Genomic DNA, 26,375 nt, shown 5'->3' on the forward strand with positions numbered 1-26,375 from the left:
TGCGCTCGCGAGAAGCTACCAGCTCCTTTGAGAGCCGTCCATGCGGCTCTGGGCTGGCGAATTTCAATGCACCCCGGAATTAGCGATAGCTGCGGCGCCCAATGTTTGCCTTGCAACCGGTTGCCATCTCTACCCCGGCATCGCTTGGGCCATTTATCTACGCCGCAAACTCCGAACCCTGCCTCAGGTTTCGCCTTCCTTGACCACGTAGGTATAGAACCTCACCCTGCCACCTTCGGGCACCTGGTAGACACCCTGCACTTCATAGGAAAAGCCCGGGAACCGGTTGCAGCTTTCCTCGAAGGCCAGGAAGTAGTCGATCATCGGCTGGGCGCGGTCGTCGTAGCGCTCGCCCGGTATGACGATGCCAATGCCCGGCGGATAGATCAGGGCGAGCGTGGCCGCAATGCGACCCTTGACCTCGTCCATGGGCACGAAGTCCACCCGGCCGCTGACCAGGGCTTCGTTCGCTTCGCGTGCCGACATGGCCTGTTCCGGGAACGACTCGTAGCGGAAACTCAGGCGTTGCAACTCCTTGACGTTCTTCGACGCATAGAACTCGTGCATTTCCTGCGCGACCTGGCGCACGGTGTAGCCGCGGTATCGCTCCTGATACTTGCGGGAGAGGCCCGGCAGGACCTGATCCAGTGGGCTGTCTTCGTCATAGTGGTCGCGGAAGCGCTCCAGTGCCGCGAGCAGCATCGCCATCTTGCCCTCACCTACCGCGGGCGTCATGAGGAAGAGAATGCTGTTGAGGTCGTTCTTCTCCGGGATGACATGATTCTCCCGCAGATAGTTGGCGATGACCGTAGCGGGAATGCCGCTGCTGGCGTACGCGCCGGTTCTTGGATCGATGCCTGGCGTCGTGAGCATGAGCTTGGTCGGATCGACCATGGCGGCATCGGCACCGAGATGCCGGTAGCCGTGCCACTTTTCCTGCGGGTCAAGCTGCCAATACTCCTGCTCGGTGGCCAGCACATCGGTGGGCACGTCTTCCCACTTGATGCGTTCGCCCTGGTACGTCACCGTGTCCGGAACGAACGGGTTGAGGAAGCCGGCGAACCGCTTGCGTATCGCCTTCCTGGCCTCGATCCCCAGCCGAACCATGTCATCCCACAGTACGCGTCCGGCCTTGTCGGCATGCATTTGCGCATTGACGTCCAGGCTGGAAAACAACGGATAGAACGGTGACGTCGACGCCTGCAGCATGAACATCTCGTTGAATCGCTTGTGATTCACACGAAATGCCTGCTGGCGGATATGCGCATCGCGCACATGGATCTGCGAGGCCTGCGAAAAACCCGCCAGCTGCTTGTGCGTCGACTGGGTCGCAATGATGCCGGGGTCCTTGTCCGTCAGCGACAGGCTCATGCCGAAGTGATCCTTCATCAACGGATGAAACGCGCCAAATCCCGCCCATGCCTCGTCGAAGTGGATGTACTCGCAAAGATGGCCGATCTTTTCCAGTACCTTCTTCGCGTTGTACACGGTGCCGTCATACGTGCACTGCTCGATGATGGCGACCCGGATAGGCCGCTCGCGCTTCCAGGCATCGGTGTCCTTGAGACGCGGATGATGCCTGATCTTGTCGCGGATCGACTGCTCGTCGAACGCGGACCAGTCGATCGGACCCACCATGCCGAATCCATTGCGGTCGGCTTGGAGATAGACGGGAATGGCACCGGCGAAAATCAGCGCACCGTGATGGTTGGACTTGTGATTGTTCCTGTCGAACAGGACGATGTCGCGGCTGGTCAACAGCGCCGTGTTCACCACCTTGTTCGATGCCGAGGTGCCATTGAGGACGAAGTACGTCCGGTCGGCCAGGAATACCCGTGCCGCGGCTTGTTGCGCTGCCAATGCGGGGCCTTCGTGGATCAGCAGGTCGCCCAGCGACACCATGGCGTTGCAGATGTCATCGCGGAATACGTTCTCGCCCATGTGCTCGTAGAACAACCGGCCGGCCGGATGGCGCATGAACATTTGTCCACCCTGGTGACCCGGGCATGCCCAGGTGCGATTGGCGTCGAAATCGTATTGCATCAAGGTGCCGAAGAACGGCGTGAGTAGGCTCGACACATACTGCTCTACGGAGGCCACCAGGCGCTTCTCGTAGAAATCGCGGCTTTCAAGATCGGCGATGACGACACCGTCCAAGGACTTCAGGAACGGATCGTGGAAGGTTTCATCGTGGCGATCGCTCATCATGAAGATGGGCATGCGCAGGCCACGTGCCTCGCGCGTTTCGATGGCGACCGGCGCCAGTTCACGCGACACCACGATCGCCCCCAGGTCGGCACCGGATCGAATGGCTTCAGCCATGCCCTTCGGCGACACCACCACCGTGCGGAAATGCAGGTCCTGCTCGATGATGCTGCTGACTTCCTCGCTGCGATCGCCTGCAACGAGGATGCGGAAATATTGGATGAACGGGATGCTCATGACGACCACTCCCTGGAGAGGGCATAAAGGTCGAACGGCGACTACGGAGATGGCAGTTTCTGGATAATGCAGAGGACGTTGTTCCAACCCTTACTGCGCTGGTCATTGTCGATGCGTCGGCGTGAATCGATCGCGAAATCACTTCTTCGCACGTCAAGCAAACGCATGCCTTCGACCGATACCGACTTCGATGCCGTGCCGGAAGCCTTCGCATCGACATATGAAGGATGGAAAGAAAAATCTACTGCATGAAAACCCAGCATAACTACATACGTAGCTGCGCTTATGATCAATCCAGCGCGCGTGCTTCGTTCTTAAGCCGGAGACCCATTTCTTTAGGCTGCGAACCAACTCAAGGAAGCGTCCATTCCGGTTCCGACTTCTGCTCATGCGTCGCCGTGCCAACCAATCATCATCGCCGTACCGCAACTCCTGAAACGGACACCTCTTGTCACAGCAAGCCGACCTTTCGTCCCGCTTGTGCCGACACGACGGCATCAGGTTGCCAGCGTGCAACGCGCCAACGCAACCAAGCGAGCAAACCATGAGTTCCTCACTTCCCTCAGCTTTATTCATGTCTCTTGCGGGATCTGCCACGCTTTGATCGCCCCGTCGGTGCGTTTTCCCCTGGACGCACTTAGACTCCAGCCGAGACTCTTCACGGAGCGATGCGATGCGGTGGTCAGGGCTTCTGGTTTCGCTGTGCCTGCTCGTGGCTCTCTCTATCGAAAGCGCACAGGCAACGTCCAGTCCTGCGCCAGACGCAAGCATCGTCCTTGGACATTCGACCGTTCCATTGAATGAACCCTGGCGATTTCGCGTCGGCGACGATGATCGCTGGGCCTCGCCGGACTTCGATGATGGCGAATGGGAAACCGTCGATCTCACGCCTGCACCGGGTGCGCATGACGGTGACGTCGGATTGCCGGGCTACGTCACGGGATGGAGTCAACGCGGCCACGCAGGCTACACCGGCTACGCGTGGTATCGCACGAGAGTTACCGTGCATAGCGATGGCGGCAGGGCGCTCGCGTTGGCGGGACCGACCCTGGTCGATTCGACATATCAACTCTATGTCAATGGAAAAATGCTTGGCGGACCGGGCGGGTTCTCACGTTCGCCACCCACCGTGTTCGCGGTGCGCCCAAGCGTGTTTCCACTTCCCTCGTCGCCTTCTACAGACACGCAGACCTACGTCATTGCCTTCCGCGTCTGGCTGGATCCGCTTGAAGCGGGCGGGGAAAGCGGCGGCATGCATATCGCGCCGGTGATGGGCGACGCCGAAGCCATCCAGCAGCTGCATCAATTGCAGTGGTTGCAAACGTTCAAGGGTTATGTGGTGGATGCGGCCGAACCCCTGGCCTTTGTTCTGCTCGCGATCATGGTTCTTGCATTGATGGCAGGCAGAACCGGCGATGGCTATCGGTGGCTTGTCGTTGCACTGCTCTGCCTTGCACTACTTCGCGCGCAGCAGGTCCTGTTCTTCTGGACGCCCTATGTAAGCCTGCGCGGTTACGACATCGCGGTCACGGTGATCCTGAAGCCACTCACCCTGGCGGCATGGCTGCTGGCATGGCGCGATTGGTTTCGTTTGAACAGACACCCGTGGCTTGGGTACGTCATCAGCGTGCTCACGTTGGCTTATATTGCCTTTGCATGCATCGGCCGACCGTGGTTTGCGCCGGACGGGACGCAAGGATTCAAGGCTGTTGCCCATGTCGTCGTCATGGGCTTGCGCCTGGCATTGGCCGCGCTTTACCTCTGGATCGTTGGCCTTGGCGTGGCCCGATCGGCAAAGCTTTCCACTTGGCTGGCAGCACTCGCAGCCATCTTCGTGGGCGTTGGCCTGTTCGCGACGGAATTCAACGCCCTGGGAATCCCGGGAATCTGGTTTCCGTTTGGAACGGGGGTGTCGCGTAGCCAATATGCCTACGGCGTATTCACGGCGCTGTTGTTCGCACTGATCCTTATGCGGTCAGCCGGTGACGTGCGAAGCAAAGTGTCTTCAACGGCTTCTGCCTGAAGCTGGATCGATGAGGCCAACCCTCGGAGCGCGGGAAGTCGAAGCTTCCCAGCCCTCCGGCTCTCCCGTCTGAAGCCGGCTGCCTTTGCCGGCCGGCTGTGGCCTGGGCCAGACCGGGGCAGCAGCCCATCACCAAAACAGTGGAATAAGAGAGCACCCCACCATGATGCGGGCCGACCGGGTGGTCACGTGCCCCAGCGAATCCTGTCGCGAGTACACTGCGGCGATACTGGCCTGCCAGCGCTTCCGGAGTGCACCGCCATGAATGCCCAAAGCGCCGTCGAAACCACCACCGCTTCCGTGAAGCCCGGGTCCTCGAAGGCTTCTTCACGGCTGGTTTACCGGCACACGCTGCCGATACGGATCATGCACTGGATCAACGTGATTGCGTTGACGTTGATGCTGTTCAGCGGTCTGCAGATCTTCAACGCGCACCCGAATCTTTATTGGGGCAATCGATCCGATCAGGGCAAGGAATGGCTATCCCTGGGTGCGCAGGAGGATGCTGCAGGAAACCTGGTCGGCATCACGCGCATCGGGCAGCATCAGGTCACCACTACCGGCGTACTCGGCGTTTCCAAAGGTAGCGACGGCACGCCGGTGGCGCGCGGCTTTCCTTCCTGGCTGACGGTTCCCAGCGCAGGCTGGTTGGCCATGGGCCGGCGGTGGCACTTCTTTTTCGCCTGGGTGTTTGTACTCAACGGACTTTGCTATATCGGCTACTCGCTTGCCAGAAAGCATCTGCAACGCGACATGTGGCCGACGCGTGCCGATTGGCGTGGCATAGGCCGCTCGATCCTCGATCATATCCGTTTCAAGCACCCCCATGGAGCCGAGGCGCTGCGCTACAACATCCTGCAACGGCTCGCTTATCTGTGCGTGATTTTCGTTTTCGGCATCGGCATTGTGCTGATGGGCGTGGCGATGTCCCCGCGCATGGATGCCGTACTCTCGCCGTTGGTGGAGGCCGTGGGCGGGCGCCAGTCGGCCAGGTCGATTCATTTCATCATTGCCTGGGCGTTTGTCGCCTTCGTGGTGATTCATCTCTTCGAAGTATTGGTCAGTGGCGTCTTCAATCAGCTGCGCGGAATGATCACCGGCTATTACAAAGTCGATTCGGTCAAGCCCGAGCCGGCGATGCCCGTCGCTGCAGTACCGGAAACCTTAGTGCCTGCCGAATTGGCTCCCGGCCGCACCGTCACCGCACAAACGCCCATCGTGGAGGACCCTCGCCATGAGTGATCGCCGATCGTTTCTTCGCATGGCCGGCATGGGGGCCGTAGGTGTGCTCCTCGCCGGTTGCGACCGCATTTCCCAGAGCGGCCTGGGCGCTCGGGTGTTGGGCAGTGCCGAAGGGTTGAACCGTCGCGTGCAGGCACTGCTTTCACCTTCCAGCGCCATGGCGAAGGAGTATTCCGAGGCCGATATCTCGCCGGTGTTCCATCCCAATGGCACCACCATGCCAGACACGCCCGCCTACCAGGCCTTGATGGCGAACCAGTTTCGCGACTACCAGTTGCAAGTGGACGGACTGGTCAGCCGACCGGCGAAACTATCGATCGACGACCTGAAAAAACTGGACGACCGCACCCAGATCACCCGGCACGATTGCGTCGAGGGCTGGAGTGCGATCGGCAAGTGGCGGGGCACCCAGCTCTCGGCCGTACTCGACCATGTGGGCGTAAGCGAGCAGGCTAAATTCGTCGTGTTCCATTGCTTCGACGAAATGGACGTCGATACGCCCTACTACGAGAGCGTGGACATCCTGGAAGCGAGACACCCACAGACCCTGCTTGCCTTCGCATTGAACGACCAGCCGCTGCCGATACCGAACGGCGCGCCATTGCGCCTCCGCCTTGGTCGCCAGCTCGGCTACAAACAGGCCAAGTACATCAGCCGCATCGAGCTGGTGAGTTCTTTCAAGGACATTGGTGACGGCAATGGCGGCTACTGGGAAGACCAGGGCTACGAGTGGTACGCCGGCATCTGATCCGCAGCCGGCGATCTCACGCTGAAAAAAGGCGATCCGAACTTGTCCGTGGCGCATGGACAAAGTTCGGATCGCCGCGACGGCTCGACCGCGTCGAGCGTTACATCGGTGGCGCGGTACCGTTCAGCCCGACCGCCACAAAGCCGGCAGCCACCGGGTTGCCCGGTTTGCCCGCCACGAACACACGCGCACCTTTGACGATGGCGCTCTTATCCGCGGGCGCGAACGTCACTACCGGCGTAGTCGCCGATACCACGATGGTCTTCTCGCCCGAACCGTAATCGACCACCAGCGTGCGTGCCCCGCTTCCGCTGGCGGTCTTCACCGTACCGTTGGTCATCGCCGAGTTCGCAGCCGCACCACCGGCCTTGCTGCTCTTGACGGTCCCATTGGTCATCGCCGACGAGGTCACGCTGCCGTTGGTCATGGCCGACCCACCGCCGCCGTGGGCCGGCAGATCCCAGGCGTAATCGCCCAGGCCCGTGCCCTTCATCGCCGGTGGAAACACCACCACTTCCAGTGCGTTGGCGGAAGCACCGCGCGGCACGTTGGCCGAACCGATGTACGAACCCGGCTGGATCGCATCCAGGTTGCTCGGCACCACACCCGCGATATGCGTGTCCGCTGCCATCGCGACGTTCTGCGTGCCCGTTGCCGTTTGCACCGTAAAGCCGGTGGCCGTTACATCCGTCACGGTTCCGCGCACATGCACCGCTGGATCCGCGGCCATGGCAGGCAGGGCGACCGACATGGCGACGGCCACGCCGGCAAAGAGCAGTTTCTGCTTCAAATAGCTGACTTTCATGATGAACAACCTCCAGTAGCGCTAACGGATCAGGTCACGATCACAGTTATTTCGCCTGAGAACGCCTGATGGTTACTCAGAGGGTGTTGGAACAGCATGAAGATGGATGGCGGCTCACTTGCCGCTCATGAAATCCGGCTCGCCCTTGTCGTTCCACGAGAACGGCATGATGTACGGCGCCCTGCGCGCAGTGCATTTCCAGTCCGGTCCGCCGTTGGCATGGAAGATGATCCAGTCCTGCTTGCCATCGGGCGACTTGAAGAAGCCGTTGTGGCCCGGCGCGTAGAAGCCGTGCGCGGGTGAACTGGCCAGCGCCTGCGTGGGCGATTTGCGCCACGAGGCGGGATCGAGAAGGTTCGCGTTCGCCTTCGCACTCAGCAGGCCGAGAGAATAGCCGTCGGACCAGCACGCGCTGGCGGAATAGGTGAGGAACACTTCACCCTTGGGCCCCTCGATGAATTCCGGCGCTTCGAGAATCTTGCGGCCGCCCTGCATCTCCCATGAGTACGTGGGATGGGCAATGTCCACCTGCGGTTCGCCCAGCGTCCAGGGGTTGCTCATCGGCGCGATGATCAGGTCGCTGTGATCGTCGACATAGGCGGAATAGACGAAGTAGCGTTTGCCTGCGTGATCGAACACCGTGCCGTCGATGCCGGTGAGATGGGTCTTCAGCATGCCTTTGTCGACCCACTCGCCTTGGGTGGGATCGGCCGAGGCATTCTCCAGCACCCAGACGTGGCGATGCGCGTCGTCGTCATGTGCCTTGTCGGAGGCCGAGTAGTACAGGTACCACTTGCCGTCGAGGAAATGCAGCTCCGGCGCCCAGATCGAATGGGAGTTTGCGCCCTCGGCCGGTGGACGCCACACCACCACGGGCGTGGCATCGGCCAGGCGCGTCATGTCCGTGGTCTTGCGCAGCGAGATGCGGCTGCCTTCGGTGCTCGTGTAGTAATACACACCATCGCGCTGCGTCACCCACGGGTCGGGGCCCGTTGGCAGCAGCGGATGCATCGTCGCCGGTGTTTGCGCCTGCGCCGCCATGGCAACGAGGACGCCTGCCACCGCGGCGAACATCGGCTTGACGCGATCACGCTTCATCACGGCTGACCCGCCGTGGCGGCATCGCCGTCGATCTGCAGATAGTCGACATCGACCGCGTGCGCGCCACCGTCCACGTCGATGGTATTGAAGCCTGGCAACAGCGAGGCGGAGACGTTCTCCAATTGCCAGCCATCTTCGGTCTTGGTCACGTTGACGTTCCCGAGTCGCGAACCATTGACCACGATGGATGGTTGCGAGGCCAATCCAAGATCGCTGAAGCGCACGACCAAGGCATGCTGGCCGCCGGTGCTGTTCACCACGAAACGCAAGCGTCCTTCCGGACCGGCAGCGAGTCGCGCCCTGCGCAGGTTGGAGGATTGGCGATTCGGCACCGCCACGGCATTGCTGAACTGCGCATCCTCCGCTTCGTAGCGATGGAAATTCAAAGCCGCCGAGTTGTAGAGCACCTCGTTGTGCTTCACGCTGGTCGGCGCATCGGGCGACGACGAGGTCGTGATGTGCAACATGCGGCCGTCGTCGCGCAGCAGCAGCGCCTGTGTCCAGCCTGCATGGATGTTGCCGGTGCGCTTCTGCACCGGTGCGCGCACCTCCCACCACGGGCCACGGCCGGAAGCGTTGTTCCAGTACAGATCGCGGCCGCCCTCTTCCGCACCGCCGCCGCCGCGCTCGGCGGAGATCACGATCACGCCCTCGGGACCGCCCAGCGGGAACCACGTCACCACCGGACACGCTGCAGGCCAGAAGCCGGAGAGCGTCATCACCGGTTCGCCGTGGCGTTGCGGATCGCCCCAGTCCAGACCGTCGCGGCTGAACTTGATGAACACCTGGCCGTTGTTCGGGCCATCGATATTCTCGTAGGTCATCGCGTAGCGGCCATCGCCCAGGCGCGTGACCACGGCCATGCCGGGCCGCTGCACACCGCCGGGGATGGCGACGTCCAGCACTTCCTTGCCCCAGTGCTTGCCGCCGTCGTCGGAGACCTTGTGTCCCAGCGCCTGGTTGTAGCCTTCGGCCTTGTGCTGCTCGGTGGAGTAATAGGCCACCAGGCGGCCGTCATCGAGCACGTGGATGTTGGTTTCCCACACGCCCTTGTTGTCCTTGTCCTCCGGCCGGCCGCCGCCCTTGATGATCGAGCTGCGGTAATGCCAGGTCTTGCCGGCATCGGTGGAGGTGTACATCTGCAGGTCTTCCTCGTTCACCCTGCCCTTCGCGTCATTGCCGGTGGCGTTGGCCGAGAGCACCAGCGTGCCGGCGGGTAGATCGCCGCTCGAGCGCTGCAGTTCGGTGATGTGCGGCTGCCAGCGCAGCTGCCAGTTCTTGTCCTTCGTATGCGTCTGGTCGGTGACGTTCATCAGGTAACGCCAGTGGTCGCCACCGTCGCGACTTTCCCATAGCGGCACGCCCGCCATGCCGTCCTGTTCGAACGCCATCAGCAGGCGGCCTTTGTCTTCCGGCGAACCGTGCTCGATGCGCGTCACCGATACATAGCCGGAGCCGTCGACCAGATGCGTGCCGACCACGGGATCTGGCGTCTCTTGCGCCAGCGTCGGGCTGGACATCGCCGAAGCGATGCACACGGCAAGAGTGGACAAAGCGAAGGTCAAGCGAGTCATGCACGAATTCCCTGTTCACGCCGGCCACGGCGCACTGTCGAAGATGCCTCCCAAAAAATGGCGGGAACGGCATGTCACTACCGCTCCCGCCCAGTGGGAGAGGGTTACAGCTTGAAGCGCACGCCCAGGCCGTAGGTACGGTCCTGGTAACGGATGTCACGCGGGCGCGTATCGCCATCGCCCCAATACTGGTGCAGGTTCGCACCGAGGATATTGGTCGCGTTGAACACCACGGTGAAGTACTTGTTGATGTCGTAACCGAGCGAGAAGTCGACCTGGTTGGCCGGCTTGATCTCGTCGTTCACGCCCGCCACGGTGGGCTGGTTGAAACCGTCGATGAAGCGGCTGCGGTAGTTGTACGCCAATCGAGCGGACCAGCCGAACTTTTCATACATCAGCACGGCGTTGCCGTTGTTCTTGGACACGTTCTGCAGCGGCGAGGTGACCACCGGGCCGCCGATGAACTGCGGCGAACGCGTGGAGCCTTCGATATAGGTGTAGTTGAGCTGCACGCCCAGGCCGTTCAGGGGTTCGGGCAGGAAGTCGAAGAACTGCTGGTACGCAACCTCCGCACCGTCCAGGTGACCCGAGCCCGCGCTCTGCGGCGAGTTGAGCTGGTACGGCTGGCCACCGATGGTCACATCCGTCACGTAGTTCTGGATGTAGCCGTTGATGTCGCGATAGAACACGCTGCCGCTAACGTAGCTGGCCGGCGCGAAGTAGTACTCCAGCGAGGCGTCGTAGTTGTTCGAACGAATCGGCTTCAGGTCCGGGTTGCCGCTGCTAGCCACGCCCGCGCGGTTGATCGTGCCGGGGTTGAGCGACAGCGACGGGTTGAGCTGGCCGAAGTCCGGATACGTCAGCGTCTTCGCCGCTACAAGGCGCAACTGCAGGTTGTCCTTGATGTGCAGGTTGAAGCTGAGGTTCGGCAGATACACCGGTGCGTTGGTGCCGTCAGATAGCGGCGTGTACGTGTTGGTGGAAGCGTCATAGGAGAACGCATCGAGGTTGCGCTTCACGCGTTCCACGCGCATGCCCATCAAGCCGTCGAACGGCATGCCCCACAAGTCGTTGCCGTAGCCGATCTGGAAGTAGCCCGCATAGGACTTCTCGTCGATGTGATAGAAACGGCCCGGGTTCTCCGCGGCCAGGCCCGTCGGCACGCCATACAGCGAGCGAATGGCATCGGCATTGTTGGTCAGGTAGTTGAAGCAACCGCTGAGCCACGGCACCGGAATCGCGTTGGTGGTGGGCTGGCTGCAGAAGTAGCCGTTCGGGAAGCGCGCGATGACCTGGTTGGCCGGATTGGGATTGAGCGAGATGTCGCCCGTGCCACCCGGCGGTGGCGTGGAGATCTCGACGCTGCCGTTGTACTGCGCCTTGTGATCGGAGTAGCGCAGGCCGAAGTCGATGTACTGGAAGAAGCTGCCGTTGAGATCGTAGTTGCCGTCGCCGCGCCACGCGGTCTGCTCGCCGCGCTGGTTGTTCCAGGTCTGGAACAGGCCGTTGAGGTAGTAGTTCGACGGATTGTTGGCCGGATTGCCGAGCAACTGCCAGTTCTGCGCGCCATTCCACACGGTGGTGATCGGCGCCTTCAGGAAGGTGTCGACGATGAAGGTCTGCTCATGGAACGAGGTGGAGTTGAACGATAGGTCGGTCGACAGGTTCAGGCGATCGCCATGCCACTTGGCACCGATCGAGTTCTGGATGTCGTGGCCCCATTCCTGGTGCGCCTGCGTGCTGGTGGCCGCATAGGTGTTGCCGGTCCAGGTGCCGCTGGCCGCATCGCAGATCGTCTGGCCGTAATAGGTCGAACCGGTCAACTGGTTGGCGTAGCAGTTGTTGGTGACCTTGATGTTCTGCGGATCGACCGAGCCGACCGGGAAGCTGAAGAAGAACGGCTGGTTGTAGTTGTCCGAATCCCAGTCGTACAGGCCTTCGACGTAGATCTCGGTGCTGTCGTTGGGTTTCCATTGCAACGCGTAGTTGAATTCCTGGCGCGTGCGGTCGCCGATGTTGTAGTCGGCGCCGAAACCGTTCGGGGCGGAGATGAGATTCCCGCTGGACGTTCGCACAGGATCGCCAGCACCGGTAGTCAGCACTTTCGGGAAGTCGTCCCACACGGCGTTATAGGCGTAGTGCTGCCGGTCGTAACCCACGTTCATCAGTGCGCCGAACTCGCCGAGGTCGGTCTTCCAGCGATCGCTGAGCAGCAGGCTGCCGGTTGGATCGGTGTGATCGCCGTACTTGCTGTGCGTCTCGTTGACCGACGCGGCCACCTTGGCGCCGTCGAAGTCGAACGGACGGAACAGCTGCATGTCGACCATGCCGGCAATGCCGCCATCGGGCAGGCTCGCTTCGCTGGTCTTGTAGACCTGCACGGTTTTCACCGCCGTGGCCGGCAGGTTCTGGAAGGCGAACGCGCGGCCCACGCCGCTGAAGATTTCGCGGCCGTTGAGCGTGGTGATCACATTGGGCAGGCCGCGAATCACCACCGAGCTGGTTTCGCCCTGGAAGCCCTGCGCCACCTGCACGCCGGTGATGCGCTGCAGTGCATCGGCCACGCTGTTGTCGGGCAGCTTGCCGATGTCCTCGGCCACGATCGAGTCGGTGATCATGCGCGAGTCCTGCTTGAGCGTTTGCGCGCTCTGCAAGCTCTCGCGCAGTGGCGTCACCACCACGCCCGACAGGTTCACGGCGTCTTTCTGTTGCGCGTCGGAGGCGGTGGCCGCCTTCTTGGGTGCATTGGCGGGCGGCGTGGTGGTGTCCGTCGACTGTTGCGGATCGGCAGGCGCTGCCGGTGCATCGGCAGCGTGCGCGACGCCGAACGAGGCGGCGATAGCGGCTGCCAACAAGGTTCTGTGGATCTGTGTGCGAATCATGGAAAGCCTCCCCTCAGAGGTCATAGCTCACCGGCTGACGCCGGCGTTGTCGTGATCAGGGCACTGCCTTCACTCCCCAGCGGCGCCTGTTCGTTTGGAAATCCGGTGTTGCTTGCGCGATCTCGACGCGTGGCCGGCCTGACATCCCAACCAGGCCAACGGAACCGCCTGGGCCATGGCGCGATAGCCCTCGTCGTTCGGATGAATGTGGTCGCCGCTGTCGAAGCGCGTCTGCATGCGTGCGGGTTGCGCGGGATCACGCAGCGCCGCGTCGAAATCGGCCACGCCTTGGTAAACCCTGGCCTGCCGCACCCAAGCGTTGATGGTCTGGCGCGCCGCTTCACCTTGCGGCGTAAACGCGTTCTCGGTGCCGCCGAAGGGTGGCAAGGTGGCGCCGTAGACGGTCAGGCCATGTTGCTTCGCGCGCTCGGCGATACGCTGCAGTGCCGCGATCACCGGTGTCGCCATGACGTTGGCATCGGGCTGCGCAAGGCCGGCCGCGTGCGCCGCCATGGTCGGCTCGCCGATGTCGTTGATGCCGCCCAGCAACAGCAGGAATTTGGCGCCGCTCACCGACAACACGTCCGGCGACAGCCGTTCCAGCATGGGCTCGCCCTGGCCGAAATTGCCGAGGGCACCAGCCACCTGATTGCCGTCGATACCCATGTTGATCACCGGCGTCACGCAGCCCGCATTCGCCAGTCGGGCAGCCAATTGCTCGGGATAGCTGTTTCCCACGCTGGCGCGGAAACCGTTGGTGATGGAATCACCCAGGGCCACCAGCACCGGCGTGGGCGCCGTCGTCATCACATCGACTCGCGTCAGCCAGTCATAGCCCGGCGCCGTAGTGGCGTCGGTGAAGGAGACGTCGCCGGTATGGTCGCCGGCGCCGGACAACGACTGCCTCATACGTGAGTCCGTATGCCAGGACGCCGGCTCCGCGCGACCTGGCACGTAGAGACTCACCGCCAGCCGCTGGCCCGCGTGCAGTTCGAACGGCAGCGCATCGGTGTCGATTGCGCTTCTCGCCGGCAGCGTGAAGGCACGTTTGCCCTTCACCGTGAGGTGCATCAGCGTCGATACCTCGATGCTTTCTCCGTGCGCTGCGGCGCGGGCTACGGTGATGGCGCCGATGTCGACGGGCGTCGCACCATAGCGATTGTCCAGATGCAGACGAACATGGCCGCCGCCGACACCGACGGTCAGCACCTCGCGCACGGTCTGCCCTGCGATGGGCAGATTCTTCGGCGGCTGCGGCAATTGGATGTTGGGCTCGATCGGATTGCGCAGCGGCGCCACACCCCACGCGGTGATCCACGTTCCTTCGGCGCCCATGGCCGTCGGTGCAGCCAATGCGCTGGCAACGACCAGCGCGACAGCGAACAAAAAGTTGACCGGGGCGCGCACGCGGATTGCGCGGGAGGAGGTTGCGCAGCCAGCGGCGCGCCCGGTCAGGGGGGAACCATCGATCGGTGGTGGTCGATGCGGAAGCACGTTCATCGCGTCGCCGCCGCGTCGTCGCCCGAAGGCTTTTCAATCGCCACGCCCGGGTCCACCGGCGTGCCGAGCACAGGCGCGCCCAGCGCATCGAAGCGCATAGGCTGCATGCGGATGTCGCGACAGGCGTAAGCAGGCGAACAGTCCAGGCGCTCGATGGCGTGATACACGTTCCACGCTTGCTTGCCGTCCGGCGAAGGCACGAACACCACCGAGCCCGGACCGTAGACCTTGCCGTGATGGTCGAAGATCGGGCCGGACTTGTGCCACGCCGACGCATCGAGCGGCGAGCCGCCCTTGCCCAGCGTCAGCAGACCCACCGCATAGTCATTGGGGATCCAGCTGGCGCTGCCTGAGTACGTGATATAGGTGCGACCCTCGCGGGTATAACCCACAGGGCCTTCCTGGATCGGTTTATCACGCGTTTCCCACGCTTCCGTCGGCGTCGACAGAAACACCGTGGGGCCGTCCACGTGCACGGCGTCGCGCATCGGCGCCAGGCAGATGCGTTGCGGAAATGCCGAGTCGCCTTGATTGGTGCAGGACCAGGTGAGATACAGCTTGCCGTCCGCTGCCGTAAACACATTGGGATCGATGCCCCAGTGGTCGGTGGAAGCATCGAGCTGGCCGTGCGGCAAGCCGGTATCCGCTTCGGTGAATTGACCCAGGCCGTTGCCCTTGCCATCCGAGGTCAAGGCAAACAGTCGATGGTGATTGTTGTCGCCATCGTCTGCCGCGTAATAGATCACCCAGCGGCCATTCACGCGGTGCAACTCGGGCGCCCAGATCTCCTTGCCATTCGGATCGCTGCCGCGATGGGGCGTCCAGAGCCCTTGCCATGGCGCGGTGGCCAAGCCCGTCAGGGTGCGCGACTGCTTGACGCAGATCTCCGCCACGCCGCAATGGGAGCTGCTGTAGTAGTACACCCCGTCCTCATAGGTGACCCATGGGTCCTGCCCCACGAACACGGGATTGGTGAACGTTTCGGCCACGCACGGCGAGGCGAGCAGCCATAAGCCGCCCAGCAGAGCCCACCCACGCGACACGCCAGCTTTCACCTTGCGTTGCTCCCTGATGTTGGCCCCGTGCTTCATCACGTGAAGCACGGGGCGTGGTCTGCCTTACAGCTTGAAGCGCACGCCAAGACCGACCGAGCGGTCCTGGTAACGGAGATCCTGCGGCATCGACTTGCCCGGACCGGCATAGGAATGGAAATCCTTGCCGAGCAGGTTGGTGGCGTTGAACACCACGGTGAAGTACTTGTTGATGTCGTAGCCAATCGAAAGATCGAGTTCGCTTGCCGGCACGTCGTACATCTGCGCGTTGTTGCCCAGCACGCTGCTCGCCGCCAGGAAGAACTCCGGATAACGGCTGCGATAGCTGTAAGCCAGTCGCGCCGATACGCCGTACTTCTCGTACATCAGCACGAGGTTGTAGTTGTTCTTGGAGACGTTCTGGAACGGCGCGCTGATGAAACCGTCGCCGGTCATCGAAGGCGTCTTCAGCTTGCTGTCGATATATGTGTAATTGGCCTGGAAACCCAGGCCGCTGAGCGCACCCGGCAGCGAGGTGAAGAACTGCGTGTAGCCCAGTTCCGCGCCTTCCAGATGGCCCGAGCCCGCGCTCTGCGGACCGGAGATCAGATAGGTGATGCCGCCGATGTTCTGCTCGAACGTGTAGTTTTCGATGTAGCCGGTGATGTCGTGATAGAACACGCCGCCGGTGAGCGAGCCCACATCGCTGAAATACCATTCCAGCGTGGCGTCGTAGTTGGTCGACTTGGTCGGCTTCAGGTACGCGTTGCCACCTGCGCCGGTGGCGATGGTGTTGGCGGTCGGCGGGCTGAGCGAGAGCGACGGATTGAGCTGGGTGAAGTCCGGATACTGCAGCGTCTTGCCGGCCGACAGGCGCATCTGCAGGTTGTCGCGCAGATGCAGGTTGAAGGTGGCATTGGGCAGTGCCGTACGCTGGCTGGTGTTCAAGCCGATCGGCGAATACAGCTGGGTGGAGCTGTCATACGTGAAGGCGTTGAGATCGCGATTGATCTTTTCCAGACGCACGCCGATCACGCCGTCGTACGGCAGGCCGAACATCTCGTTGCCGTAGTTGAGCTGGCCGTAGAGCGAGTAGGTCTTCTCGGTGATGTCGAAGTACTGGCCATCCTGTGCCGGCAGGTTGCCCGGCGCCAGGCCGTAGAACTGGCGCAGCGCATCGGCATTGTTCAACAGATAGTTGTAGCAACCGGTGAGCGCGCTGCCCGGCACCGCCGCCGTGCGCGGCACGTTGCAGAAGTACTGCTGGCCAAACAGGCCGAGCACGTTGTTGGCCGGATTGGGCGAACCATCCGGCAGGTAGGCGCCGCCCGGAGGACCCTGGTCGAACTGCGCACCCGTCGCTTGCGCATTGGTGTTGGCGTAGCGCGCGCCGAAGTTGATCGAGTTGAAGAAGCTGCTGTCGAAGCTGTAGTCGCCGTCGAAGCGCCAGGCCGTCTGCGTGGCCCGGTTGTTATTCCACTGCTGGTACAAGCCGTTGAGGTAGTAGTTGGCCGGGTTCATCTGCGGCGTGCCGGCCAGGCCCCAGGTGTTCGGATAGTTGTAGTACGTGGTCAACGGCGAGGAGGAGGCATCGAGGAAGGTATCGATGACGAAACGCTGGTTCTGGTAGCTCGAGGCGTTGCGTGTGAGGTCGGTCGACAGATTGAGCTTGTCGCCATGCCACTTCAGGCCGATCGCGTTCTGGATGTTGTGGCCCCAGTCCTGATGCGCCTGCGTACTGGTGGCAGCGTAGTAGTTGCCGGTATACGATGCGCTGGTGGTCGGGCAGATGGTCTGGCCGTAGTACGGCGAACCGGGCGTGCCGACCGGGAAGCACGAGCCGCTCACCGTATACGCCGACGGCGCCACCACATTCTGCGGGCCGGAGAAGTAATACGGCTGGTTGTACTGATCGGAAAGCCAGGTGTAGAGGCCTTCCACGTAGACTTCGGTGTTGTCGTTGGGTTTCCACTGCAGCGCGTAGTTCATTTCCGGGCGCTTGCGCCAACCAACGTTGTAGTTCGCGCCGAACTGGTTCTGCGCCACCACCAGATCGCCGTTGGGCGTACGGATGGGGTTGTTCGAACCATCGGTCGCCACGCGCGTGAGGTTGTTGTCCACGTACGACACGTTGTAGTCGTAGTGCATGGTGGTGATGCCGGTGTTGAGCAGCGCACCGAATTCGCCGGCATCGGTATGCCAACGGTTGCTGATCAGGAAGCTCGCGGTGGGATCGGTATGCGCGCCATATTCCTGATTGGTCTCGGTCAGCGTGGCAGCGACCTTCAAGCCCGGGAAGTCGAACGGGCGGAAGGTGCGAATGTCCACCGTGCCCGCGATGCCGCCGGTCACCATGGTGGCATCGGTGGATTTGTACACGTCCAGACCGCTCACCGCCGTGGCGGGCAGATCCTGGAAGGAGAATTCGCGGCCGCCCGAGCTGAAGATTTCGCGGCCGTTGAGCGTGGTGACCGCATTGGGCAGACCGCGGATCACCACCGAGGTGGTCTCACCCTGGAAACCCTGCGCCACCTGCACGCCGGTCACGCGCTGCAGCGCATCAGCCACGCTGTTGTCCGGCAGCTTGCCGATGTCCTCGGCCACGATCGAATCGACGATCAGCGGGGAATCCTGCTTGATCGACTGCGCGGTCTTCAGGCTGTCGCGCAGCGGCGTCACCGTCACGCCGGCGAGGTTCTGGGCATTCTGCGTCGAGGCCTCGGTTTGCGCCGCAATGCCGGCCGCCGTGCTGGGCTTCTTGGCCGGCTTGGCGTCGGTGGCGGTCTGCGTCGTCGTGGCTGTGCCGTTCTGCTGCGCTTCGTCGCTGTTCGCTGCGGTGGTATCGGCGGCATGCGCCACGCTGAAGACGGCGGCGATGGCGGCGGCAAGCAGGCTGCGTTGAATGTGGGTGCGAATCATCTCTTCACTCGGGGGCATGCAGCGCCGGTCGTGCCGACGCTGTCGTTATGGGTATCGCCAGCGTGGGGGTTTCGCGGCGCGTGGGTAGGTCCTTCGTTGGTCAGCGCGATGTCGCTCCCGCCGACAAGGGGTAGCTCAACGCATCCGCCGGCACGACACCGCGAGGCGCGTGCGACAGCGAGCGCAGAATGTCGATCTCGCGCTGGCGATAAGGCTTGCCGTCGGCATGGAAAAGGTCGTGGAACCACAGCGTCGGCGGCGTCATGGTGTACGGGCGCTGCCACGAATCCCACGGCATGTTGGTCTGCGATTTGCCGACCACGAAGCCCCAGTTGACCATGCCCACGTCGGCCTTCTTGGCGATCGGCAGAATGCCGTCGATGGTCGAACCATTGCCGCGCGCCATGTACTCGGTGCAGATCAACGGACGTCCATACGTCTGCAACTGCTTCACGCGTCCGGCAAAGGTTTCCGGCCAGCTGTAATCGTGGAAGCTGATCACGTCGGACTGCTCGATCTGCGTGCGCTCCACGGCATTGAGCTTGGCCGGATCGGACCAGTCGTCGTGATGCCAGACACCGCTGGTGAGCGGCTGCACTGGAGCCGCGCTACGCGCCCAGGCAAACACCTGCGGCAGCAACTTGGCGACGTGGCCTTCCTTGTCCTTGGGTTCCCTGGCGTCGTAGTTGCCGCCGCCCGGATTATCCGGTTCGTTCCACACGTCCCACGCCAGGATGCGCTGATCCTTGGCGAAGCTGCCGACGATGTCCTTCACGTACTGCTCGAGGCGCGGATACTGGCTCGGATCGGTCATCGCCACGCCCGGGCTCTGCACCCAGCCGGAGTTGTGCACGCCGGGAATCGGCGGATGCTGGGGGCCGAGCTTCGGCTCCGGATCCCAGCACGAATCGAACAGCACGAAGATCGGCTTGATGCCGTGCTTGTTCGCGATGGTGAGGAAGCTGTCGATGCGCTTCTTGAAGCCCGCCGCATCCTGCTGCCACAACAAGTCGTGCAGGAACACGCGCATGGTGGTCATGCCGGCCTGTTGTGCCCAGCCGAACTCCTGGTCGATGCGCGCGGGATCGAACGTGTCGGCCTGCCACATCTCCAGCTGGTTGATGGCGTTCGCCGGCAGGTAGTTGCTGCCCAGCGGCCACTGCTGCTTGGCATACCAGGCCTTGGCTTCCGCGGGCGTCCAGCGTTCCGACGCGTCGCGCGCATGGGACGGCGCGGCGAACGTTGCCGCCAGACCCATGGCCACTGCCAACAATGCGTACTTCATCTGCTCTCCCTCAGGTGGCGTCGCGACGGACTCGAGCGACGCATTGGTTATGCGCGGCCGCCTTGTTTTGGAGACAAAGCGACCCTACGGACGCCCTCGCGAGCGTCCTTGCAGCGACTGTTCGTTGGGTCAGTGCGCTCCGCGCGCCGACTCGGTGGTGAACTCGTACACGATCAGGTTTCGGTACTCATGGCCCGGCTCCAGCCGTGCCGAACCGAACGACGCCTGGTTGGGCGTGTCCGGGTAGAGCTGCGGTTCCAGCACGAAGGCATCGCCCTGGCGGTAGACGTGACCGCCGGTACCCACGGTGGTGCCGTCGAGGAAATTCCCCGAGTAGAACTGCAAACCGGGCTTGCTCGACTTGAGCGTCAGCACGCGGCCGGAGGCCGGGTCTTCCACTCGCGCAACGACGCGCAGCGCGGGCGCTTCGTCCTTGCTGATCACCCAGTTGTGGTCGTAGCCGTGGCCGTTGAGCAACTGGACGTCGTTGGTACGGATGTCGCGGCCGATCGGCTTGGCCTGGCGGAAATCGAACGGCGTGCCGGCAACCTTGCGGATCTCGCCAGTCGGAATCGAACCCGCATCCACCGGCAGGTAGGCTTCGCCAGGGATGGTGAGGCGATGCTCCATCACACTGCCCGAACCCTCGCCAGAGAGGTTCCAGTAGGCGTGGTTGCTGAGATTGACGATGGTGGTCTTGTCGGTGGTGGCGCGGTAGTCGATGGAAAGATGGTTCGCTTCGTCGAGCGTGTAGGTCACCGTGGCGGTGAGCTTGCCCGGATACCCCATGTCGCCGTCGGGACTGACATAGCTGAGCGTCACGCTGGCCTTGTCGGCGTCGTGCTTCACCTCGCCCACCGTCCACAGCACCTTGTCGAAACCCTTGCTGCCGCCGTGCAACGAATTGACGCCGTTGTTGACCGGCACGCTATAGGCATGCCCGTCCAGGGTGAACTTGCCCTTGGCAATGCGGTTGGCATAGCGGCCCACGGTGGCGCCGAAATACTGGGGATTGCCGAGGTAGTCGGCGAGCGTCGCATAACCCAGGGCGATGTTCGCGCTCTTGCCGTTGCGGTCCGGCGTGGCCAGCGACTGGATGCTCGCGCCCAGCGCGATGATGCGCGCCGTCATGCCGTGCGCATTGCTCAGCACCACCGCATCCACCTTGCGGCCGTCGGGCATGCTGCCGAAGGTCTCGCGCTTGGCGTCAGCCGCATGCGCAGCCATCGACAACGTCGCCAGGCCAAGAATCGAAGCCATCAAACCTGCACGCTGCATGTCCCTGGTGTCCCCTTCGGCGTATCACGATGGACCGCATGCAATCACATTGTATGATTATCGTGCAAGTGTTCATCGGCACCGAAATTTTTCTTGGTGCGATGCGGCATTGCGCGAAGTGGCCTGCTCGAAAAAACGCAAAGCGGCGCTTTCATGCGATGTTCGGAGGCGACCACGTTGGCGCGGGCGGCGTCATGCGGATGAGAACTTTCTGCATTGCGTCATCGCACGTTCCTACCCGCGATGACCCATCCAGCACCGGCGCATGAAAAAATCGATGCAAAACACCTTGGCATCCGCCACCCAAGTTGCTTATAGTCGGTTTGTATGACAATCGAATCGGGCGCTTCCAATATGCCTGCACGCGCACGGATCACCCTTCGTCAGGGCCAGGGGTCAGAGGATTTCATGAAGAAGCCGATCGCAGTTCGCAGCCTGTACGGGCATGTCATGCACGAGATCGGGCTGCGCATCGTCAGCGGCAAGGTGAAGCCGGGCGAGATCCTGCCGCGCGAGGAAACCCTCGCCGAAAGCCTGCAGGTGAGCCGCACCGCCTTGCGCGAGGCGTTGAAGGTGCTCTCGGCGAAGGGCCTGATCGAATCGCGCACCGGCGTGGGCGCCCGTGTGCTGGAAGAGCGCTCGTGGAACCAGCTGGACGCGGACGTACTGGCCTGGCGCTGCGCCTCCATGCCGACGGACGACTTCGTCGACAAGCTGGTGGAGATGCGCGAGATCATCGAGCCGGCCGCCGCCGCTGCCGCCGCGCGCCGTCGCACGACCGCGCAGCTGGCGCACATCGAAGAGGCGTACAACGCCATGGATGCCGCGCAGACGCTGGACGAATGGTCCACCGCCGACCTGATGTTCCACGACGCGGTGCTGCACGCCACCGGCAACGAATTGATGCAGTCGCTGTTCTCGGTGATCGAAACGGCGCTGGGCACGTTCTTCACCCTGTCGGCGCGCAGTGCCAGCGACTTCAAGTATTCGCTGCCGTACCACCAGAAGGTGCTCGAAGCGATCAAGCGCAAGCAGCCGGAAGTCGCGCGCAAGACCATGCAGGCGATGATCGCCGATTCGCAGACCAACCTGCACCGCAGCCGTGGCAAGGCGCGCAAGAAGGCCAGCGCGTGACCACCTGTCTTATCGGCCTGGACTGGGGTAGCACGCACCTGCGTGCCTACCGTTATGACGGTCAGGGCCAGGTGCTGGAAAAGCGCGCGCTTCCCTATGGCATACGGCAGCTGCCCGAAGGCGGCTTTCCCGCGGCGTTCGAACAGGCGGTCGCGCAATGGGGCGATGTCCCCGTGCTTGCCTGCGGCATGGTGGGCAGTCGCAATGGTTGGCTCGAAGTGCCTTATCTGGACACGCCCACCAGTGTCGATCGCCTCGCGGGCGCATTGACCACGTTGAACGCTGCGGGACGCACGCTGCATCTGGTGCCGGGGTTGCGCGATCCGTCGCGTCCGGATGTGATGCGCGGCGAGGAAACGCAAGTCGTCGGCGTGCTGGTGCAATCGCCCGAGATCGCCCGCCACGGCTGCCTGCTGTTGCCGGGCACGCACAGCAAGTGGGTGTCGCTGCGCGACGGCGAAGTGACGGGTTTTGCCACGGTGATGACGGGCGAGCTGTTTGCGTTGCTGACCCAGCATTCGATCCTCGGCGCTTCGCTGCCGCCAGCCGTCGATGACGAGCACGCGTTTCGTCGCGGCGTCGGCACGGCGCGCGACAGCGGTGCGGCCGGCGCGTTGTCGCGGGTGTTTTCCGCGCGCACCTTGATGCTCGATGGATCGCTGGCAGCCACCTCCGTCGCCGACTATCTCTCCGGACTGCTGATTGGCGACGAGCTGCGCATCGCAGTCGCCGCCGGCTGGGCCGACGCCTCGTCGAGCGTACAAATGGTTGGCGAAGGCGCCCTTTGTGATCGCTACCTCAAGGCGGCGGACATCTTCGGGCTCACTATCCGGCAGGCCCCCGACGCCACCACCTCGCACGGCCTCTGGCGCATCGCCGCGGCGGCCGGCCTGATCCCCACGCAAGCAACGGCATGAACCCATGAAGGCTTGGCTCGATCCCCTCCCCCTCGTCGCCATCCTGCGCGGCCTGACGCCCGACGAATCGGTCGAGATCGGTCGCGTGTTGGTGGACGCCGGCTTTCGCATGCTGGAAGTGCCGCTCAATTCGCCGCAGCCGTTCGAGAGCATCCGGCGCATGAGCGAGGCATTGGGTGATGAATACCTGGTGGGCGCGGGCACCGTGCTCGATCCGGCCAACGTCAAGAAAGTCGCCGATGCCGGTGGCCGCCTGATCGTGATGCCGCATGCCGACGTCGCCGTGATTCGCGCTGCCAAGGAGGCGGGTCTCTACTGCGTGCCGGGTGTCGCCACGCCAACCGAAGCATTCGCCGCGCTCGCCGCCGGTGCCGACGCGCTGAAGCTTTTCCCCGCCGAACAAGCCAGCCCCGCCGTGCTCAAGGCCTGGCGCGCCGTGCTGCCCAAGGATCTCGCCGTGTTGCCGGTAGGCGGCATCGCGCCGGACAACATGGGGCCGTGGCTTGCCGCTGGCGCGGGCGGCTTCGGCATCGGTTCGTCTCTCTACGCTCCCGGCCGCCCGGCCAGCGATGTCGCGACGCGTGCGCGCGCCTTCGCCGACGCCTGGCGCAGCCACTCTGTTGCAAAAGGATCGCATGCATGAAGATCACTCGCCTCACTACCTTCCTCGTTCCCCCGCGCTGGCTGTTCCTGCGCATCGAGACCGATGCGGGCATCGTCGGCTGGGGTGAGCCCATCGTCGAAGGTCGCGCGCATACCGTGGCGGCGGCGGTGGACGAGCTGTCCGATTACCTGGTCGGCAAGGACCCGCGCCACATCGAAGACCTGTGGAACGTGATGTATCGCGGCGGCTTCTACCGCGGCGGCCCGGTGTTGATGAGCGCCATCGCCGGCATCGACCAGGCGTTGTGGGACATCAAGGGCAAGGATCTCAACCAGCCGGTGCATCAGCTGCTCGGCGGCCCGGTGCGCGATCGCATCCGCGTGTACTCGTGGATCGGCGGCGACCGCCCGGCCGACACCGCGCGTGCCGCCAAGGAAGCGGTGGCGCGCGGCTTCACCGCGGTGAAGATGAATGCCACGGAAGAACTGCAATACGTCGATACGCACGACAAGGTCGAGCTGGTGATCGAAAACGTGCAGGCGATCCGCGATGCGGTGGGCCCGCATATCGGCATCGGCCTGGACTTCCACGGCCGCGTGCACAAGCCGATGGCCAAGGTGCTGATGCGCGAACTGGCGCCGTACAAGCTGATGTTCATCGAAGAGCCGGTGCTTTCCGATCATCTCGAAGCCTTGCCGGAACTGGCCGCGATCTCGCCGGCGCCGATTGCCCTGGGCGAACGCCTGTACACGCGCTACGACTTCAAGCGCGTGCTGCAGATGGGCGGCGTGGACATCATCCAGCCCGATCCCTCGCACTCGGGCGGCATCACCGAAACGCGCAAGATCGCCGCCATGGCCGAAGCCTATGACGTGGCCCTCGCGCTGCACTGCCCGCTCGGCCCGATCGCGCTTGCCGCGAACCTGCAGCTGGATGCGGTGTGCCACAACGCCTTCATCCAGGAACAGAGCCTGGGCATCCACTACAACGCCGGCAACGATCTGCTCGACTACGTGACGGATCGCAGCGTGTTCTCGTACAAGGATGGCTTCGTCGCCATTCCGAACGGCCCGGGCCTGGGCATTTCGGTGAACGAGGAATACGTCGCCGAACGCGCGGCGGTGGGCCATCGCTGGCGCAACCCGATCTGGCGCCACGCCGACGGCAGCGTGGCGGAGTGGTAAGCATGACGTTCGCGACCTACCCCAGCCTTGCCGACCGCCACGTCTTCATCTCCGGCGGCGCCACCGGCATCGGCGCGGCGTTCGTGGAGCAGTTCGCGAGGCAGGGTGCGCGCGTGTCGTTCATCGACATCGATCAGCCGAACGGCGAGCAGCTCGCGGCGAGTCTGGCCGCCTGCGCGCATCGCCCGTTGTTCGTGCGCTGCGATGTCACCCAACTCGATGCCCTGGAAGCAGCCATCGCCACGGCGCGCGAAGTGCACGGCCCCATCGGCGTGCTGGTGAACAACGCCGCGAACGACGTGCGCCATGCCTTCGGCAGCACCACGGCCGCCGAATTCGACCAGAACATCGCGATCAATCTTCGCCATCAATATTTCGCCACCCAGGCCGTGCGCGACGACATGCGCTCGCTGGGCGGCGGCTCGGTGATCTGCCTCGGCTCCACCGGCTGGATGAAGAAGAATGCCGGCTACCCGATGTATGCGATGGCGAAATCCGCCGTGCATGGACTGGTCAACGGTCTCGCGCGCGAACTGGGGCATGACCGCATTCGCATCAACGCGCTGGTGCCGGGCTGGGTGATCACCGAAAAGCAGCGCCGCCTCTGGCTCGATGCCGACGGCGAAGCGGAGATTGCGCGCGTGCAGTGCATGCCCGGTTACCTGATGGCCGACGACCTGGCGCGCGCCGCGCTGTTCCTCGCCGCCGACGACAGCGCCATGTGCACCGGACAGGATTTCATCGTGGACGGTGGCTGGGTATGAACGTGCGCGCGGCCGTCGCCATGCAGGTGCACAACACGCTGGGCGAAGGCGTCACCTGGTGCGATCGTGGACAGGTGTTGTACTGGACCGATATCCACGCCTCCACCCTATGGCGTTATCGTCCGCATGACGGCGCCCTGCATCAGTGGACCATGCCCGAGCGGCTCGGCAGCTTCGCACTCTGCGATGCCGACGGCTGGCTGCTGCTGGGACTCGAATCGCGCCTCGCGTTCTTTCATCCCTCGACGCAGGCAATGGTCCCCGTCACCGACGTGGAAGCCGATCTGCCGACGCGGCTGAACGATGGCGCCTGCGATCGCCAGGGCCGTTTCGTGTTCGGCACGCTACATGAGCCGGCCGCCGGTCCGAAGCAAGCCGTGGGCGGCTTCTATCGGCTGAATCACGATCTGACGCTGGAGCGCCTGCCCCTTCCCGGTGTGGCGATAAGCAACAGCATCGCGTTCAGTCCCGATGGCGGCACCATGTATTTCTGCGATTCGCCGACGCGCCGCATCCAGTGCTGCGACTACGGCGACCGCGTCGACAACGTGCGCAACTTCGTCACCCTGGACGATCAACGCGGCGAACCCGACGGCTCTGCCGTCGACCGCGACGGCGGACTGTGGAACGCCCAATGGGGATTGGGCCGCGTGGTGCGTTACACACCACAGGGGCAGCTCGATCGCATCGTCGAAGTGGCGGCCTCGCAACCGACCAAGCCGGCGTTCGGCGGCACCGATTTCTCCACGCTCTACATCACCAGTGCGCGCGACGGCCTCGATGCGGCCTCGCTTGCAGATCAACCGTATGCCGGCGCCTTGTTCTTCGCCGATGCAGGTTTTCGCGGCATGCCGGAACCGCGCTTTGCCGGGCCGCCGCCACACGTCATCGCCGCCGCATAGGGATAGCGGTTTCCACCACCCATGCTTCAAGAAGAACCAT

19 protein-coding genes are annotated in these 26,375 nt (G+C 63.2%); 9 read left to right on the plus strand and 10 right to left on the minus strand.

Annotation, left to right across the window (positions count from 1 at the left end; all coding sequences use genetic code 11):
• Positions 1–183: 183 nt before the first annotated feature.
• On the minus strand, positions 184–2,442 hold the full coding sequence (speC, locus tag ACN9MB_RS20835; RefSeq protein WP_426270152.1) for an ornithine decarboxylase: 2,259 nt from the start codon (positions 2,440–2,442) through the stop codon (positions 184–186).
• 673 nt (positions 2,443–3,115) lie between these two features.
• Between speC and ACN9MB_RS20840 the strand changes: the two genes are divergently transcribed.
• From ACN9MB_RS20840 to ACN9MB_RS20850, 3 genes are all read left to right on the plus strand, one after another.
• Positions 3,116–4,465, plus strand: coding sequence for a glycoside hydrolase family 2 (locus ACN9MB_RS20840; protein ID WP_426270153.1), 1,350 nt, complete (start codon positions 3,116–3,118; stop codon positions 4,463–4,465).
• Between the two features lie 261 nt (positions 4,466–4,726).
• Positions 4,727–5,707 (plus strand): cytochrome b/b6 domain-containing protein, encoded by a 981-nt coding sequence (locus ACN9MB_RS20845; protein WP_426270154.1) that lies wholly within the window; start codon positions 4,727–4,729, stop codon positions 5,705–5,707.
• Positions 5,700–6,455, plus strand: a complete 756-nt coding sequence (locus ACN9MB_RS20850; protein ID WP_426270155.1) for a molybdopterin-binding protein — start codon at positions 5,700–5,702, stop codon at positions 6,453–6,455. The genes ACN9MB_RS20845 and ACN9MB_RS20850 overlap by 8 nt, the downstream gene beginning before the upstream one ends.
• Positions 6,456–6,555: 100 nt before the next feature.
• On the opposite strand, the gene ACN9MB_RS20855 is transcribed toward ACN9MB_RS20850, so the two are convergent.
• From ACN9MB_RS20855 to ACN9MB_RS20895, 9 genes are all read right to left on the minus strand, one after another.
• A complete protein-coding gene (locus tag ACN9MB_RS20855; RefSeq protein ID WP_426270156.1) occupies positions 6,556–7,260 on the minus strand; it encodes a hypothetical protein in 705 nt (234 codons plus the stop codon).
• Between the two features lie 114 nt (positions 7,261–7,374).
• Positions 7,375–8,358, minus strand: a complete 984-nt coding sequence (locus ACN9MB_RS20860) for a glycoside hydrolase family 43 protein (protein ID WP_426270157.1) — start codon at positions 8,356–8,358, stop codon at positions 7,375–7,377.
• Positions 8,358–9,935, minus strand: coding sequence for an exo-alpha-sialidase (locus ACN9MB_RS20865; protein WP_426270158.1), 1,578 nt, complete (start codon positions 9,933–9,935; stop codon positions 8,358–8,360). Before ACN9MB_RS20865 ends, ACN9MB_RS20860 begins: the two co-directional genes overlap by 1 nt.
• Before the next feature lie 104 nt (positions 9,936–10,039).
• The gene (locus ACN9MB_RS20870) at positions 10,040–12,817 is read right to left on the minus strand and encodes a TonB-dependent receptor (RefSeq protein WP_426270159.1); all 2,778 of its coding nucleotides are present in this window, start codon (positions 12,815–12,817) and stop codon (positions 10,040–10,042) included.
• Positions 12,818–12,886: 69 nt separating this feature from the next.
• Entirely contained in the window at positions 12,887–14,224 is a 1,338-nt protein-coding gene (locus ACN9MB_RS20875) for a GDSL-type esterase/lipase family protein (protein WP_426270160.1), read from the minus strand.
• An 89-nt stretch (positions 14,225–14,313) separates the two neighbouring features.
• Positions 14,314–15,360, minus strand: coding sequence for a glycoside hydrolase family 43 protein (locus tag ACN9MB_RS20880; protein WP_426270161.1), 1,047 nt, complete (start codon positions 15,358–15,360; stop codon positions 14,314–14,316).
• 75 nt (positions 15,361–15,435) lie between these two features.
• Positions 15,436–18,267 (minus strand): TonB-dependent receptor, encoded by a 2,832-nt coding sequence (locus ACN9MB_RS20885; RefSeq protein WP_426270162.1) that lies wholly within the window; start codon positions 18,265–18,267, stop codon positions 15,436–15,438.
• 100 nt (positions 18,268–18,367) lie between these two features.
• A complete protein-coding gene (locus ACN9MB_RS20890) occupies positions 18,368–19,552 on the minus strand; it encodes a 1,4-beta-xylanase (RefSeq protein ID WP_426270163.1) in 1,185 nt (394 codons plus the stop codon).
• Positions 19,553–19,681: 129 nt separating this feature from the next.
• Positions 19,682–20,812 carry an aldose epimerase family protein gene (locus ACN9MB_RS20895; RefSeq protein WP_426270164.1) on the minus strand — a complete coding sequence of 377 codons (1,131 nt, stop codon included), beginning with the start codon at positions 20,810–20,812 and terminating at the stop codon, positions 19,682–19,684.
• A 426-nt stretch (positions 20,813–21,238) separates the two neighbouring features.
• Between ACN9MB_RS20895 and ACN9MB_RS20900 the strand changes: the two genes are divergently transcribed.
• Genes ACN9MB_RS20900 through ACN9MB_RS20925 form a run of 6 tightly spaced genes read left to right on the plus strand, consistent with a single transcriptional unit; the run spans position 21,239 to position 26,335 of the window.
• Positions 21,239–21,964: a FadR/GntR family transcriptional regulator gene (locus ACN9MB_RS20900; protein ID WP_204637621.1), complete on the plus strand. Its 726-nt coding sequence runs from the start codon at positions 21,239–21,241 to the stop codon at positions 21,962–21,964.
• Entirely contained in the window at positions 21,961–22,881 is a 921-nt protein-coding gene (locus tag ACN9MB_RS20905) for a 2-dehydro-3-deoxygalactonokinase (protein ID WP_426270165.1), read from the plus strand. Before ACN9MB_RS20900 ends, ACN9MB_RS20905 begins: the two co-directional genes overlap by 4 nt.
• A gap of 4 nt (positions 22,882–22,885) precedes the next feature.
• The gene (locus tag ACN9MB_RS20910; RefSeq protein WP_426270166.1) at positions 22,886–23,524 is read left to right on the plus strand and encodes a 2-dehydro-3-deoxy-6-phosphogalactonate aldolase; all 639 of its coding nucleotides are present in this window, start codon (positions 22,886–22,888) and stop codon (positions 23,522–23,524) included.
• Positions 23,521–24,669 (plus strand): galactonate dehydratase, encoded by a 1,149-nt coding sequence (gene dgoD, locus ACN9MB_RS20915; RefSeq protein ID WP_204637624.1) that lies wholly within the window; start codon positions 23,521–23,523, stop codon positions 24,667–24,669. Before ACN9MB_RS20910 ends, dgoD begins: the two co-directional genes overlap by 4 nt.
• A gap of 2 nt (positions 24,670–24,671) precedes the next feature.
• A complete protein-coding gene (locus ACN9MB_RS20920) occupies positions 24,672–25,433 on the plus strand; it encodes an SDR family NAD(P)-dependent oxidoreductase (RefSeq protein ID WP_426270167.1) in 762 nt (253 codons plus the stop codon).
• Positions 25,430–26,335: an SMP-30/gluconolactonase/LRE family protein gene (locus tag ACN9MB_RS20925; protein ID WP_204637626.1), complete on the plus strand. Its 906-nt coding sequence runs from the start codon at positions 25,430–25,432 to the stop codon at positions 26,333–26,335. Before ACN9MB_RS20920 ends, ACN9MB_RS20925 begins: the two co-directional genes overlap by 4 nt.
• Positions 26,336–26,375 lie beyond the last annotated feature (40 nt).

It is taken from the genome of Dyella kyungheensis, assembly GCF_049913195.1.
Classification (GTDB): domain Bacteria; phylum Pseudomonadota; class Gammaproteobacteria; order Xanthomonadales; family Rhodanobacteraceae; genus Dyella; species Dyella kyungheensis.

Coding starts and splice junctions, on each gene's coding strand:
- ACN9MB_RS20920 (WP_426270167.1), top strand. CDS start 24,672: ATGACGTTCGCGACCTACCCCAGCCTTGCCGACCGCCACGTCTTCATC.
- ACN9MB_RS20850 (WP_426270155.1), top strand. CDS start 5,700: ATGAGTGATCGCCGATCGTTTCTTCGCATGGCCGGCATGGGGGCCGTA.
- ACN9MB_RS20870 (WP_426270159.1), bottom strand. CDS start 12,817: ATGATTCGCACACAGATCCACAGAACCTTGTTGGCAGCCGCTATCGCC.
- ACN9MB_RS20885 (WP_426270162.1), bottom strand. CDS start 18,267: ATGATTCGCACCCACATTCAACGCAGCCTGCTTGCCGCCGCCATCGCC.
- ACN9MB_RS20865 (WP_426270158.1), bottom strand. CDS start 9,935: ATGACTCGCTTGACCTTCGCTTTGTCCACTCTTGCCGTGTGCATCGCT.
- ACN9MB_RS20910 (WP_426270166.1), top strand. CDS start 22,886: ATGAAGGCTTGGCTCGATCCCCTCCCCCTCGTCGCCATCCTGCGCGGC.
- ACN9MB_RS20860 (WP_426270157.1), bottom strand. CDS start 8,358: ATGAAGCGTGATCGCGTCAAGCCGATGTTCGCCGCGGTGGCAGGCGTC.
- ACN9MB_RS20925 (WP_204637626.1), top strand. CDS start 25,430: ATGAACGTGCGCGCGGCCGTCGCCATGCAGGTGCACAACACGCTGGGC.
- ACN9MB_RS20845 (WP_426270154.1), top strand. CDS start 4,727: ATGAATGCCCAAAGCGCCGTCGAAACCACCACCGCTTCCGTGAAGCCC.
- ACN9MB_RS20900 (WP_204637621.1), top strand. CDS start 21,239: ATGAAGAAGCCGATCGCAGTTCGCAGCCTGTACGGGCATGTCATGCAC.
- ACN9MB_RS20895 (WP_426270164.1), bottom strand. CDS start 20,812: ATGGCTTCGATTCTTGGCCTGGCGACGTTGTCGATGGCTGCGCATGCG.
- dgoD (WP_204637624.1), top strand. CDS start 23,521: ATGAAGATCACTCGCCTCACTACCTTCCTCGTTCCCCCGCGCTGGCTG.
- ACN9MB_RS20890 (WP_426270163.1), bottom strand. CDS start 19,552: ATGAAGTACGCATTGTTGGCAGTGGCCATGGGTCTGGCGGCAACGTTC.
- ACN9MB_RS20840 (WP_426270153.1), top strand. CDS start 3,116: ATGCGGTGGTCAGGGCTTCTGGTTTCGCTGTGCCTGCTCGTGGCTCTC.
- ACN9MB_RS20855 (WP_426270156.1), bottom strand. CDS start 7,260: ATGAAAGTCAGCTATTTGAAGCAGAAACTGCTCTTTGCCGGCGTGGCC.
- speC (WP_426270152.1), bottom strand. CDS start 2,442: ATGAGCATCCCGTTCATCCAATATTTCCGCATCCTCGTTGCAGGCGAT.